General features: G+C 63.9%; 10 protein-coding genes and 1 pseudogene. 4 read left to right on the forward strand and 7 right to left on the reverse strand.

All coding sequences use genetic code 11. The features are described from left to right. Genes X751_RS161690 through betI form a run of 3 tightly spaced genes read right to left on the reverse strand, consistent with a single transcriptional unit; the run spans position 1 to position 3,130 of the window. Positions 1-1,005, reverse strand: a complete 1,005-nt coding sequence (locus tag X751_RS161690; protein WP_023743712.1) for a threonine/serine dehydratase — start codon at positions 1,003-1,005, stop codon at positions 1-3. After that, a complete protein-coding gene (gene betC / locus X751_RS161685; protein ID WP_023743713.1) occupies positions 1,002-2,531 on the reverse strand; it encodes a choline-sulfatase in 1,530 nt (509 codons plus the stop codon). Before betC ends, X751_RS161690 begins: the two co-directional genes overlap by 4 nt. Positions 2,532-2,539: 8 nt before the next feature. Further along, entirely contained in the window at positions 2,540-3,130 is a 591-nt protein-coding gene (betI, locus tag X751_RS161680; protein ID WP_023692769.1) for a transcriptional regulator BetI, read from the reverse strand. 190 nt (positions 3,131-3,320) lie between these two features. Here betI and X751_RS161675 point away from each other — a divergent pair, with 190 nt between their 5' ends. Both X751_RS161675 and X751_RS161670 read left to right on the forward strand, forming a co-directional pair. Next, positions 3,321-4,487, forward strand: a complete 1,167-nt coding sequence (locus X751_RS161675; RefSeq protein ID WP_023743714.1) for an acetyl-CoA acetyltransferase — start codon at positions 3,321-3,323, stop codon at positions 4,485-4,487. Between the two features lie 27 nt (positions 4,488-4,514). Continuing rightward, a complete protein-coding gene (locus X751_RS161670) occupies positions 4,515-5,519 on the forward strand; it encodes an asparaginase (RefSeq protein WP_023743715.1) in 1,005 nt (334 codons plus the stop codon). Here the strand turns inward: X751_RS161670 and X751_RS01000000163405 are convergent. Beyond that, positions 5,512-6,875 (reverse strand): annotated as a pseudogene (locus X751_RS01000000163405) (TIGR03808 family TAT-translocated repetitive protein). The gene X751_RS161670 and the pseudogene X751_RS01000000163405 sit on opposite strands and share 8 nt — an antisense overlap. 139 nt (positions 6,876-7,014) lie before the next feature. On the opposite strand from X751_RS01000000163405, the gene greA reads away from it, so the two are divergent. Continuing rightward, positions 7,015-7,488, forward strand: a complete 474-nt coding sequence (gene greA / locus X751_RS161665) for a transcription elongation factor GreA (protein ID WP_023743716.1) — start codon at positions 7,015-7,017, stop codon at positions 7,486-7,488. A gap of 7 nt (positions 7,489-7,495) precedes the next feature. On the opposite strand, the gene X751_RS161660 is transcribed toward greA, so the two are convergent. The 3 genes from X751_RS161660 to X751_RS161650 all read right to left on the reverse strand — a co-directional run bounded on the left by X751_RS161660 (position 7,496) and on the right by X751_RS161650 (position 11,344). Further along, positions 7,496-7,732: an AbrB/MazE/SpoVT family DNA-binding domain-containing protein gene (locus X751_RS161660; RefSeq protein ID WP_023670750.1), complete on the reverse strand. Its 237-nt coding sequence runs from the start codon at positions 7,730-7,732 to the stop codon at positions 7,496-7,498. A 64-nt stretch (positions 7,733-7,796) separates the two neighbouring features. Further along, the gene (gene scpA, locus X751_RS161655; protein WP_023743717.1) at positions 7,797-9,917 is read right to left on the reverse strand and encodes a methylmalonyl-CoA mutase; all 2,121 of its coding nucleotides are present in this window, start codon (positions 9,915-9,917) and stop codon (positions 7,797-7,799) included. Beyond that, a complete protein-coding gene (locus X751_RS161650) occupies positions 9,914-11,344 on the reverse strand; it encodes a methylmalonyl-CoA mutase subunit beta (RefSeq protein ID WP_023743718.1) in 1,431 nt (476 codons plus the stop codon). The genes scpA and X751_RS161650 overlap by 4 nt, the downstream gene beginning before the upstream one ends. 349 nt (positions 11,345-11,693) lie before the next feature. Between X751_RS161650 and X751_RS161645 the strand changes: the two genes are divergently transcribed. Further along, positions 11,694-13,238 carry a helicase HerA-like C-terminal domain-containing protein gene (locus X751_RS161645; protein ID WP_023687217.1) on the forward strand — a complete coding sequence of 515 codons (1,545 nt, stop codon included), beginning with the start codon at positions 11,694-11,696 and terminating at the stop codon, positions 13,236-13,238. The last annotated feature ends 50 nt before the right edge of the window (positions 13,239-13,288 follow it).

Genomic DNA, 13,288 nt, shown 5'->3' on the forward strand with positions numbered 1-13,288 from the left:
TCACATGCGCCCATCGTTCATATGCGAAATAAAATCGGCGAGAGAGACATTGCCGCCGGTAGCCACAACCAGGACGGTTTTACCCGCCACATCCACCTTGCCGCCGAGCAGCGCCGCCAGCGACGCTGCGCCTGACGGCTCAAGCACCAGCTTCATCCGCTCGAAGGCGATCTTCATCGCTCGCCTAACCGATTGGTCGTCGACGGTGATGCCGCGCACGCCGGCGGTCTTGACCGCCGCGAAAGGCGCGTCGCCCGGCCGCCGCGACATCAGCCCGTCGCAAATCGATTTCGGCGCGATCGGCATGGTCTCGATGGCGCCATGCGCTAGCGATGCACCCATGCCGTTGAAGCCTTCCGGCTCGACGCCGATGATCTCGGTTGCTGGCGACAGATAGTGGAAGGCGAGCGACATGCCGCCGATCAGTCCGCCGCCGCCGACCGAGCAGAACAGAAGGTCGGCACTGGCGTCCTTTGCCTCGAGTTGTTCGAGCGCTTCGAGCCCGGCGCCGGCCTGGCCGGCAACGATCTCCGGATCGTCGAATGGATGCAGCAACGCCAGCCCTTCGGTCTCGGCAATCTCGCGGGCCTTGGCGGCTGCGACCTCTTCACGGGCGCGCTCGCCATGATCGGTCAGCACGACGCGCGCGCCATAACCTGCGGTCGCATCGCGCTTGGCGGCCGGCGCGTCGATCGGCATGACGATGGTGACGGGAATGCCGAGCGCCTGGCCGGCAGCCGCCAACCCTTGCGCGAAATTGCCGGAGGAGTAGGCGACGACGCCTTTTATGGCCTCATCCGGCGACAGCCGCTTCAACCGCCAATAGGCCCCGCGCACCTTGAACGATCCCGCCCATTGCAGCGATTCCGGTTTGATGAAGACGCGGGCCGCACCCGTCTCCTTGGCCAAGGCTGTCGATTCCAGCAAAGGCGTGATCTGCGTCGCCTTCGACGTCACGGCATAGGCCTGTCTGAGATGCTCGAGGGAGGGGACAATTGTCATCATTCGCCTCGCGGAAAGCGTTTCTGTTCCTCGAGATTGTCGAGGTTCATGTGGTTGCGCATGTAGCGTTCCGACGCCTTCTGCAGTGGCTGGAACTCCCAGGGGTAATGCGTGCCGTTGCGCAGCGCGGGATAAACCACCCAGCGCCGCGCCTGGCTGACGCGCACCGCGGCATCGAATGCCGCCATGTCCCAGCGCGCTCGCACGGCTCCCGTGAAGGCCGCCACCAGATCGGCATGCGCCGGATCGGTGGCACGATTGGTGCGTTCTTGCGGATCGGCTTCGAGGTCGAACAGAAGCGGCGGGTCGATCTCGCAATGGATGAATTTGTAGCGGCCGTCGCGGATCGCCACCAACGGCGCGTTGGAGCCCTCGGCGGCATATTCCATCAGCACCGGCGCGGTGCGCTGTCCGCCATCAAGCAACGGCAGCAGCGACTGGCCATCGGTCCACGGTGCGATCGCGGAGATGTCGATGCCGGCGAGATCGCACAGCGTCGGCGTCACGTCGAGGTTGGAGACCGGCGCCTCGATCAGCCCTGCAGGAATGCCTTTGCCGGCGATCATCAAAGGTACTCGCGCCGAGCCCTCGAAAAAATTCATCTTGAACCACAGGCCGCGCTCGCCAAGCATGTCGCCATGGTCGGAGCAGAACAGGATGATGGTGTCGTCCAGCATGCGCGTTCGCTCCAGCACTGACATCAACTCGCCGACCTTGTCGTCGAGATAGGAGATGTTGGCGTAGTAGCCGCGCCGCGAGCGGCGGATCTGCTCCGGCGTGATGTTGAAACTGTCGTAGTCGCTGGCGCGGTAAAGCCGCTGCGAATGCGGGTCCTGATCGGCATAGGGGATGAATCCCACCTCCGGTTCGAGCGCCGGACAATCTTCATAGAGATCCCAATATTGCCGCCGTGCGACATAGGGGTCGTGCGGGTGGGTGAAGGAAACCGTCAGGCACCAGGGCCGGCTGGCCGCATCGTCGGAGGTGCGGGCAAGGTCGTAGAGTTTTTGCACCGCGTGGAAGGCGACCTCGTCGTCATACTCCATCTGGTTGGTGATCTCGGCGACGCCGGCGCCGGTCACCGAGCCCAGATTGTGATACCACCAGTCGATGCGTTCGCCGGGCTTGCGGTAGTCCGGCGTCCAGCCGAAATCGGCGGGATAGATATCGGTGGTCAACCGCTCTTCGAAACCATGCAACTGGTCGGGGCCGACGAAATGCATCTTGCCCGACAGGCAGGTGTAATAGCCGGCGGCGCGCAGATGGTGAGCATAGGTCGGAATTGAGGAGGCGAACTCAGCGGCGTTGTCGTAGACTTGGGTGCGCGACGGCAATTGGCCGCTCATGAAGGCGGCGCGCCCCGGCGCGCAAAGCGGCGAGGGCGTATAATTGTTCCGGAAACGTGCCGCGCGCGCGGCCAGCTCCTTGAGATGCGGCGCGTGCAGGAAGTCCGCCGGTCCGTTCGGAAACAGTGTGCCGTTGAGCTGATCGACCATGACGATCAGGATGTTGGGTCGCCTTTGTGTCACTGAGGCTGTCACTGTGTCTGTCGCCCGCCGAGTTTGGTTTCCAGATAGTCCTCGACCAGCGCAATCGCGGTCGCCGCGTCCGGCACGCCGTCCTTCAGCGCCCGCCTGATGTAGAGCCCGTCGATCATCGCCGCGGTCGCTTCCGCCGCGCGGTCGGCTTCGTGCCTGGCCAAGATGCCGGTCAGCCCGCTCATTAGGTTGGAATGCAGCCGCCGCGCATAGACCCTGAGCAGCCGGCGCAAGGCCGATGATTTCTGCGCCTCGACATAGAAGGCGAGCCAGGCCGCGATGGTTTCCGGCTGGAACTGGATGTCGGAGAAGTTGACGGCCACCACGGCCGAAACACGTTCGCGCGGCGAGCCGGCGGATTGCAGCGCGCGCCGCATGTCGATCGTCAGCTCGGCCAGAATATGCCTCATCGTCGCCAGCAGCAGTTCGTCCTTGGCGCCGAAATAGTGGTGGGCAAGGGCCGACGACACGCCCGCCCGTCCGGCGATCTCCGACATGGTCACATCAAGCGAGCCGCGCTCGCCGATCGCCGAGATCGTCGCGTCGATGAGCGCCTTGCGGCGCAACGGTTCCATTCCGACTTTCGGCATTGGGGAGATCCAGATCAAAACCGAGATTATTTTTTATTGACGGATCAATCAATAAAAAACTCGCGCTCGGATCAACCGATCGTGTCGCTCTGGCCCATCCCTTGGACTGGAAAACGGTTCACTGTTGAAACAATATTAGAGGCTGATGCCGCGCTATGACATGTTAGGCTTGCGGCGAACGGAGGTTGCCATGACCGCATGCATCGTCGGCTGGGCGCATTCGCGCTTCGGCAAGCTTGAAGCCCAGACGCTCGAGGGCCTGATCACAAAGGTCGCGGTCGACGCGCTCGACCATGCCGGCATTGGCCCGGACGAGGTCGACGAGATCGTGCTCGGCCATTTCAACGCCGGCTTCTCCCCTCAGGATTTTACCGCCAGCCTGGTGCTGCAGGCCGATGACCGGCTGCGCTTCAAGCCGGCGACGCGGGTCGAGAACGCCTGCGCCACGGGTTCGGCAGCGGTCCGCCAAGGCATCCGCGCCATCGACGCCAATGCCGCCCGCATCGTGCTGGTGGTCGGTGCCGAGCAGATGACGACGACCCCCGGCCCCGAGATCGGCAAGAACCTGCTCAAGGCTTCCTATCTGCCGGAGGAGGGCGACACGCCGGCCGGTTTCGCTGGCGTCTTCGGCAAGATCGCGCAGGCCTATTTCCAGCGTTATGGCGACCAGTCGGACGCGCTGGCGATGATCGCCGCCAAGAACCACAAGAACGGCGTCGACAATCCGTACGCGCAGATGCGTAAGGATTTCGGTTACGAATTCTGCCGCCAGGAAAGCGAGAAGAACCCCTTCGTCGCCGGTCCGCTGAAGCGCACCGATTGCTCCCTGGTTTCCGATGGCGCCGCCGCTCTTGTGCTCACCGACACCTCGACGGCGCTGAAGATGCGCCGCGCCGTCGCCTTCCGCGCCAACGAGCATGTCCAGGATTTCCTGCCGATGTCGAAGCGTGACATCCTGTCCTTCGAAGGCTGCGAGCAAGCCTGGAACCAGGCTTTGAAGAAGGCCGGCGTGACGCTCGACGACCTCTCCTTCGTCGAGACGCATGACTGCTTCACCATTGCCGAGCTGATCGAATATGAGGCGATGGGCCTAGCCAAGCCGGGCGAGGGCGGCAGGCTGGCGCTAGACGGCACGACTGCAAAAGACGGCAGGCTGCCGGTCAACCCTTCGGGCGGGCTGAAGGCCAAGGGCCATCCGATCGGCGCCACCGGTGTGTCGATGCATGTGCTGACCGCCATGCAGTTGACCGGCGAAGCAGGCGGCATCCAGGTGCCGGACGCAAAGCTTGGCGGCATCTTCAACATGGGTGGCGCTGCCGTCGCCAACTACGTTTCCATCCTCGACCGGATCAGGTAGAAGCGGCCCGTATATTTCGGGCTGGTGATGACAAATCCGGTTCTGGTCGAAGTCTTGCGCGGCGCGATCGTCGAGAGCGCCCATCGCGGCGCTGTCGCAATCTTCGACGGTGACGGCAAGCCTGTCCTGGAGATCGGCGATACGGCGCGGCCGGTGTTTCCGCGCTCGGCGGTCAAGGCGATCCAGGCGCTGCCGCTGGTTGAAACGGGTGCTGCCGATGCGTACGGCTTGGGCGACCGCGAACTGGCGCTGGCCTGCGCTTCGCATTCGGGCGAACCCGCGCATGTCGAACTGGCGCAGGCGATGCTGGCCAAGGCCGGGCTCGACAAGTCGGCGCTGGAATGCGGCGCGCATTGGCCGTCGAGCCACGACGCGACGATCGCACTGGCCCGCACAGGCGTCTCGCCGAACGCACTGCACAACAATTGCTCGGGCAAGCATTCCGGATTTCTCTGCACCTGCGTGCACTCAGGGATTGCCCACCAAGGCTACGTCAAGGCAGGCCATGGTTTGCAGGAGATGGTGCGCGACGCCATGCAGGCGGTGACCGGCGCTGCCCACGATGCGGATCACCGGGCAACCGATGGCTGCTCGATCCCCACCTATGCCGTGCCGCTGAAAAGTTTTGCCCTTGGCTTTGCCCGCATGGCGACGGGCAGGAGCTTTGGCCCTGAGCGCGCCAAGGCGGCCAAACGCCTGCTGTCTGCCTGTATGGCCGAGCCTTTCCTGGTCGCCGGCACCGGCAAAGTGGATGTGGCGCTGATGCAGGCCGCGCCCGGCCGCATATTCGTCAAGACGGGCGCCGAGGGTGTCTATTGCGCTGCCGTTCCGGAGCTTGGCCTCGGCATCGCGCTAAAATGTGATGACGGCGCCGGCCGCGCCGCCGAGGTGATGATTGCCACTGTGCTGGCAAAACTTCTCAGCGCCGACGGCGCACTGGCGGCGAACCTTCTGGAGCGGGCCAATCCGCCGATCGAAAGCCGCATCGGCGCCAAGGTCGGCGCGCTGCGGCCGACGACGGCGCTCAGCTGACCCTGTTTCGCTCGACCGTCAGATGCGCATAGCCACTTACGCTTGACCGCGCGAGGTCGCCGGTCGCCGGTTCGGCCCAGCGCTGGCCGATGATGGCGCCGTTCTTGGCGCCGTCGATGACGTTGTCGGAAATGATGGCGTTTCCAGCGCCTTCTACCACAGTGACGGCGATGCCGGTTCCGGCCTGACGGATGATGTTTCCCGTCGCCACAACATTGCGCATATAAGCGCCCCAGCCGATCTGCATGCCGTAGAGCGGCGCGTTCTCGATGACATTGCCCGAGACGGTGGTGTCGGCCTCGACGCTGATACCGACGCCGAAGCCCGGCGCGTCGGCGGGGTAGGGGCCGGTGGTCGAGAGGTTGCGCACGATGTTGTTTGAGCAGACACCCATACGGCCGCCGTCGTTGAAATTGACGATCGAGATGCCGTTAGCGGCACCATCGACGATGTTGTTGCCGATGATGGCGCCTTCGAAGGAGAATTCGGAATAGAGCGCGGTTTCGCCCGACCGCGAGCAGGTGTTGCCGGTCATCTGCAGATTGCTGGAACTGTTGGCGCGGATCGCCGAGAAGGCGCAGTCCGAGACGATGTTGCCGGTGACCGAGACATTGCCGGCACGGAAGGCGTTGATGCCATTGCCGTTCTGCCCGGTGCCGCCGCCGCGCGCGCCGATCCGCTGCACGCGGTTGCCGCTGACGATCGTGCCGTCCTCGGCCTGCTGCCAGCGATGCACAAGAATGCCGCCATTGCCACAGTCGGATACGGTGTTGTCGGATATCGCCAGGCCAGCGGCCTCGACGGAGTAGATGCCGGCGTCCGCAGCCCCCGAAATCTCGGACCGCTCGATGCGGCCCGACGCATGCTCCAGCGCCAGCCCATGCTTGCCGCTGCCGGTGATCGTGCAATTGTCGATGACGAGATGGGCGACGCGGCGCAGGTCGAGCAGGCCTTGCGCATCGTCGGCCAACCCGCCGTTGGCGCCGTCGAAGACCAATGCGGTGAACTCTATATGCTCGGCCTGTTCGGCCGTCAGCAAATGGCCATTGCCGCCATAGAGGATGCGCGANTGCGCGAGGCGCCCGGCACGCCCGAAAGCCTGACGCGGGCGGGCAGGGTCAGGTTGGACACGACATAGGTGCCCGGCGGCAGGAACACCGGCGCATTGCGCTGGCTTGCCTCGGCTAGCATCGTGGCGAAGGCCTTGCTCTGGTCGTCCGGTGCGTCCGGCTCCACGCCAAGCTCGGCGGCATTGATCGAGCCAAGCGCTGCCGTCTTCGCCAAGGCGTTGTCCAGCGAAACGCCGAGCACCGCAAAGCCGACAGTCCCCTTGAGAAGCGTTCGTCTGTTCAGCATCGGCACAGATCCCTGCGATGAAATGGTTCTTCGCAGGAATTGGGCCAGCCGCATAGGTCTCCGCTCGGCGATAGTCCGGCCAATGACCGGGTCCGGCAAGTGGCTTGTACAGTCGCCGAAGCGGGCCTAAGTTTATCCGATGAGCAGGGCTTTTACCCGCGAGGAAGACAGCGAAAACGCCATTGCCGGCATCGGCGAGCGGCCGATCAGCCAACACCGCAATCTGGTGACGGAGCGCGGCCTGGCGATGATCGAGGACAATCTGGCCGATCTGCGCGACATCTTGGCGAAAGCCGAGCGAAAAGCCGATCGCGAGCGCATTGCCGTCGTCTCGCGCGACCTGCGCTACTGGACAGCGCGCCGCGAAAGCGCCGAGCTTTCCGTGCCGGAACCGGGCAGCGACCAGGTGCGCTTCGGCATGGGTGTCACGCTGGAAAGCGATGACGGCAAGAAAGTGCACTGGAAGATCGTCGGCGAGGACGAGGCCGACCCCTCAAAGGGCAGCATCTCACACGTCTCGCCAATGGCCGTGGCGCTGTTCGGCAAGAAGATCGGCGACGTCGCAAGCGTCAACGGCAAGGAATGGGAAATCGTCAAGCTGTCGGACGCCTGACGCCAGCTCACCCTATTTGCACAGCCAGCTTTCGCAACGCGGGCTCATACTTGTCCATGACATCGCGAGCAGCACGCATTTGCCGTTCGACGTCGTCACACGGCACCGGCCTTAGGATGATGCCGTCGTCGGTTTCGATGATCTGGAGTTCATCGCCCACCTGCAGGCCCAAGCTGTCGAGCGTTTCCCGCGGCAGGATTACAACGCCCGATCCGTCCTCAAGTCCGTGAATGATGGTGTTCATAGCTATACCATAGGTTGCGCCCGATATTGCAACGCAACTTTGATAAGCAGTGCAACTGTTTCAATCAGCCCGCCAGCAGCCGGTCCAGCAACCGATCCGCAGCCTCCGGGATAACCGTCCCTGGCGGGAAGATTTCCGCGGCACCCGCTTCCAGCACTGCGCCGTAATCCTGCGGCGGGATGACGCCGCCGGCGACGATCAGCATGTCGCTGCGGCCGAGCTTCGTCAGCGCGTCGCGTAGTTCGGGGATCAGCGTCAGGTGCCCCGCCGCCAGCGATGAGGCGCCGATGACATGGACGTCCTGCGCCACCGCCAGCCTGGCGATCTCGTCGGGTGTCTGGAACATCGCGCCGACCGTCACGTCGAAGCCGAGATCGGCGAAGGCCGTGGCGATCACCTTCTGGCCACGGTCGTGGCCGTCCTGTCCCATCTTTGCGACCAGGATGCGCGGCTTGCCGCCGGACTTCTTCTCGAAAGCTTCGAGCTTCTCCAGCAATCGGTCGACCGTCAGATTGTCGCCAAGCGCATTGCGATAAACGCCGGAGATCGTTTGCACCGAGGCGACGTGACGGCCAAAGACCTTTTCGAGCGCCAGCGAGATCTCGCCGACCGTGGCATTGGCGCGCGCGGCGCGGATGGCAAATTCCAGCAGGTTTTCGTTACCCTGCGCAGCGCGGGTCAGCGCATCGAGCGCGCTCTCGACCGCGCCGACATTGCGCGTGCCTTTCAGGTTCTGCAGCTTCGACAATTGCCGGGCCTTGACCTCGGCATTGTCGATCTTCAGCACGTCGACGTCGATGTCGTTCTCGGGGCGATGCGCGTTTACGCCAACCAGTATCTGCTCGCCGGAATCGATACGCGCCTGCGTGCGCGCCGCCGCTTCCTCGATGCGCAGTTTTGGAATGCCCTGTTCGGTTGCCGCCGCCATGCCGCCAAGCGCCTCGACCTCTTCGATATGGGCGAGCGCACGCGCCGCCAGATCGTGCGTCAGCCGTTCGATATAGGCCGAGCCGCCCCACGGATCGATGATGCGGGTGGTGCCGGATTCCTTCTGCAGGATCAACTGCGTGTTGCGGGCGATGCGCGCCGAGTGGTCGGTCGGCAGCGCCATCGCCTCGTCGAAGGAGTTGGTGTGCAGCGACTGGGTATGTCCCTGCGTCGCCGCCATCGCCTCGATCATGGTGCGGGTGATGTTGTTGTAGGGGTCCTGCGCCGTCAGCGACCAGCCGGAGGTCTGGCAATGGGTGCGCAGCGACAGCGAGCGTTCATCCTTCGGTGCAAAATTCTTCTGCATCAGGGTCGCCCACAACAGGCGCGCCGCGCGGAGCTTGGCGATCTCCATGAAGAAGTTCATGCCGATCGCCCAGAAGAAGGAAAGCCGCGGGGCGAAACGGTCGATGTCGAGCCCGGCGGCGACGCCGGCGCGGGCATATTCGATGCCGTCGGCGATGGTGTAGGCGAGCTCCAGGTCCGCGGTCGCGCCGGCCTCCTGCATGTGATAGCCGGAGATCGAGATCGAATTGAACTTCGGCATGTGCTGGGAGGTATAGGAGAAGATGTCAGACACGATCCGCATCGAGGGCTTCGGCGGATAGATGTAGGTGTTGCGGACCATGAACTCCTTCAGAATGTCGTTCTGAATGGTGCCGGCGAGATCCTTCTGCGCAACTCCTTGTTCTTCGGCCGCAACGATATAGAGCGCCATGATCGGCAGCACCGCGCCGTTCATGGTCATCGACACCGTCATTTCGTCGAGCGGGATGCCGTCGAACAATTGCCGCATGTCGAGGATGGAATCGATGGCCACGCCCGCCATGCCGACATCGCCGGCAACGCGCGGATGGTCGCTGTCATAGCCGCGATGGGTGGGCAGATCGAAAGCGACCGAAAGGCCCTTTTGGCCGGCGGCGAGATTGCGCCGGTAGAAGGCGTTGGATTCCTCGGCCGTCGAGAAGCCGGCATATTGCCGGATCGTCCACGGCTGCTGGACATACATGGTCGGATAGGGACCGCGCACGAAGGGCGGCATTCCCGGATAGGTGTCGAGATTCGGCAGCCCCTTGAGATCGCCCTGGCCGTAGAGATGCTTGACGGCGATGCCTTCCGGCGTCAGCCGCTGGCCCTTGACCTCGACCGGCGCGCGCCGTGGCGCCGACCAGCCAATATGGCTGAAATCCGGGATCACTGTGCGGCTCCGATTGCCTGGTCGATGCGGACGGGAAACAGCGCCTCGCACACCGCCACGCCCTCTGTGAAAAGCGGCCGCCGCTCAGCCGCCAGCGTCTCGACCGGGGCATCGTTTTTCAGCGGGTAAAGCGTGGTGCCGATGATTGCCCGTTCACCCGACCGGTAGGCCTCGGCGCGGCGCTCGGATGCTGCCTTCACGCGCTTCTGGATATGCCCTTGCTGCAGGCTTGCCAGAACGCCGCCTTCCGCTTCGATCCGCTGGAACTCTTCCCACGCCGCTTCGCACAGGCCCAGGGTCAGCGCCTCGACTGCGCCCGACCCAAATGCTGGGTCGGCGACATGGTCGATATGGCTTTCATTGGCCATGATCAACTGCGCATTGCGGGCGACGCGGCGGGCAAAGCCGGCCGGCAGCCCGTGGGCGATGGTGTGTGGCAGGATTGAGATCGAATCCGCGCCGCCTGCTGCCGCCGCAAAGCTGGCAATGGTGGTGCGCAGGATGTTGGTTTCGGGATCCGCCGCCGTCATCATGCGGAACGACGTCTCGGCATNCGATGCCGGGATGGAACAGGTTTCCTGGATGCGCGCCCACAGCCTGCGCAAGGCCCGGACCTTGGCCATGGACAGGAACTGGTCCTGGTCGACGCTCAGCGCAAAGCCGATATGGGGAGCGGCATAGACAAGCGGCTGGCGCGCATCCTCGAACATCCTGAGGTAGGAGACGGCGGAAGCGAGCATGGTGCCGAGTTCCTGCGCCTCCGTGGCGCCGGCATTGTGGAACACTCGCCCATCCGCCTCCAGCAGCACACCCGGCACGCCCAGCGAGAAGAAATGCGCCAGTGATTGCGGCATCGATGCCTGCAACGCCTCGATCGACATGCGCAGCCGGCCGGTTCCGGCAAAGATTGCCGCCGGGTCGATGCCGAAGGAGAGGTTCAGCTTTGCCGGGTCGGAGCGGCGCTTGCTCAGGAACGCCACCAGCCAGTCAGCGACGGCACGGCTCCAGGGATGGGCGTCGATGCGGATCTGCGTGCGGTTTAGCGGTACGCCATCCAGCACCGTCTCCAGCGCCTGCGCCGTCCTCGGCAGGCCATAGCCGAACGCATTCGGAGCACCTTCGAAGACAAGCGACAATCCCGTCGCGCCTTGTGCCACATCGTCCAGGGCCTGCGCCTTGGCGCGGCCGATATCGGGATCGTCAATGCGCTGGCTGACGATCCAGGGCAATTTGGGGTTGGCGCGCACAAGCGGCTCGGCGCCGGCGGCGCGATCGTAGAGCGGTTCGATGCGAATCTGATCGTCGGTATGCGAGACCAGTTTTTCCTCGAAGGAGGCGCCGGCGAGCGCCTTTTCGGCCAAGGCCAGCCAACGCTGGCGCTCGACGTCAGCGGGTTCGACACTCCTGGTCAAGGCTCCGGCGCCCATCCATGCTCCTCGTTTTTATGCGGCCGCACCAGCGTCAGCCGTCCAGTCTACGGTTCCCTGCCAGATATCGCAATGCAATGCGCTTGCGCGGTTGGGATTCGCTTCCCTGACATAGGGCAGCCTGCGTGGACGAACCATGAACGATTGCCAAACAGCGGCAAAATCCGCAAGTTCCAAAAAGCCGATTTGGAGGATTGGTTCAATTTAGACGATTGGCCCAATCTGGATGAATAGCCAACTGGATGGATAGCCCAATTGGAGAATAGCATTGTCGCTGCGCAATGGCCTGCCTATACCCTGCGGCACGGCCACAGGCTTTTAACACATCAATTTGCGGAGACATGGCCATATGGCTGACGACACCAGTATTTTCCTCGGCGCCAGCCGCAAGCCGGACGACAGCTATCAGCGCGCCGAACAGCTCTTGCTGCAATATGGCAACCGCCATGGCCTGATCACCGGCGCCACCGGCACCGGCAAGACGGTTAGCCTGCAGATCCTGGCCGAGGGGTTTTCCAATGCCGGCGTGCCTGTGTTCTGCGCCGATATCAAGGGCGACCTGTCCGGCATTGCCATGATGGGCAAGGCGCAGGATTTCCTGGTCAAGCGGGCCGAGCAGGTCAAGCTCGACCCTTACGACTTCCAGGAATTCCCGGTCATCTTCTGGGACCTGTTCGGCGAGCAGGGCCATCCGATCCGCGCCACCGTCTCGGAAATGGGGCCGCTGCTTCTGTCGCGGCTGATGAACCTCTCCGAAGCGCAGGAAGGCATCATGAACATCGCCTTCCGCATCGCCGATGAGGATGGCCTGCTGCTGCTCGACATGAAGGATCTGCAGGCGCTGCTGGCCAACATCGCCGAGCGCGCCGACGAGATCAGCTCGCGCTACGGCAATGTCACCAAGCCGTCGGTCGGCGCAATCCAGCGCACGCTTCTGGTGCTGGAACAGCAGGGCGCGGCGCATTTCTTTGGGGAACCGGCCTTGCGCATCGCCGACATCATGCGCACCACCCGCGACGGCCGTGGCGCCATCAGCGTGCTTGCCGCCGACAGATTGATGATGAACCCCAGGCTCTACGGCACCTTCCTGCTCTGGCTGATGTCGGAGCTGTTCGAGGAATTGCCCGAGGTCGGTGATCCCGACAAGCCGAAGCTGGTGTTCTTCTTCGACGAGGCGCATCTGCTTTTCGACGAAGCGCCGAAGGTGCTGATCGACCGCGTCGAGCAGGTGGTTCGCTTGATCCGCTCGAAAGGCGTCGGCGTCTATTTCGTCACGCAGAACCCTTTGGATATCCCTGAAAAGGTTCTCGCCCAGCTCGGCAACCGTGTGCAGCACGCGCTGCGCGCCTATACGCCGCGTGAGCAGCAGGCGGTCAAGACCGCCGCCGACACTTTCCGGCCCAACCCGGATTTCGACTGCGCCACCGCCATCACCCAGCTCGGCACCGGCGAGGCGCTGGTCTCGACGCTGGAGGTCAAGGGCGTGCCGTCCATGGTGCAGCGGACATTGATCCGGCCGCCGTCGTCCAGGCTTGGCCCGATCACGGCGGACGAGCGCCGCAAGCTGATCGACCAGAGCCCGGTCGCCGGCCAGTACGACCAGACCATCGACCGCGAATCGGCCTTCGAGATGCTGCAGAAGAAAGCCAGGGATGCGCAGGACGAGCAGGCGCAGCAGGCCGACACTGGCCGCTCGCGCTGGACTATTCCGGGCTTCGGCAATGACGATCCGCCGCCGCCGCAATCAGGCGGTCGCCGCGCCCCGGCGCCGCGCCCGTCCAACCGCCAGACGGTGGCCGAAGCCGCGATCAAAGCGGTGGTGCGCTCGGTCGGCTCGTCGGTCGGCCGCGCGATCGTGCGCGGGATTCTGGGCAGCCTGTCCAGGGGGCGGTGAAAAGTGTCAGCCAGCCCGCCTCGGACATGATCAGCGGCCAAAATATCGCT

Origin of the sequence: Mesorhizobium sp. LNJC394B00, assembly GCF_000502555.1 — a bacterium.
GTDB lineage: Bacteria > Pseudomonadota > Alphaproteobacteria > Rhizobiales > Rhizobiaceae > Mesorhizobium.

What these genes read in the sequence shown, in the direction of transcription:
- X751_RS161690 (WP_023743712.1), bottom strand. Translation starts at nt 1,005, where the DNA reads ATGATGACAATTGTCCCCTCCCTCGAGCATCTCAGACAGGCCTATGCC.
- betI (WP_023692769.1), bottom strand. Translation starts at nt 3,130, where the DNA reads ATGCCGAAAGTCGGAATGGAACCGTTGCGCCGCAAGGCGCTCATCGAC.
- X751_RS161675 (WP_023743714.1), top strand. Translation starts at nt 3,321, where the DNA reads ATGACCGCATGCATCGTCGGCTGGGCGCATTCGCGCTTCGGCAAGCTT.
- X751_RS161670 (WP_023743715.1), top strand. Translation starts at nt 4,515, where the DNA reads ATGACAAATCCGGTTCTGGTCGAAGTCTTGCGCGGCGCGATCGTCGAG.
- greA (WP_023743716.1), top strand. Translation starts at nt 7,015, where the DNA reads ATGAGCAGGGCTTTTACCCGCGAGGAAGACAGCGAAAACGCCATTGCC.
- X751_RS161660 (WP_023670750.1), bottom strand. Translation starts at nt 7,732, where the DNA reads ATGAACACCATCATTCACGGACTTGAGGACGGATCGGGCGTTGTAATC.
- X751_RS161645 (WP_023687217.1), top strand. Translation starts at nt 11,694, where the DNA reads ATGGCTGACGACACCAGTATTTTCCTCGGCGCCAGCCGCAAGCCGGAC.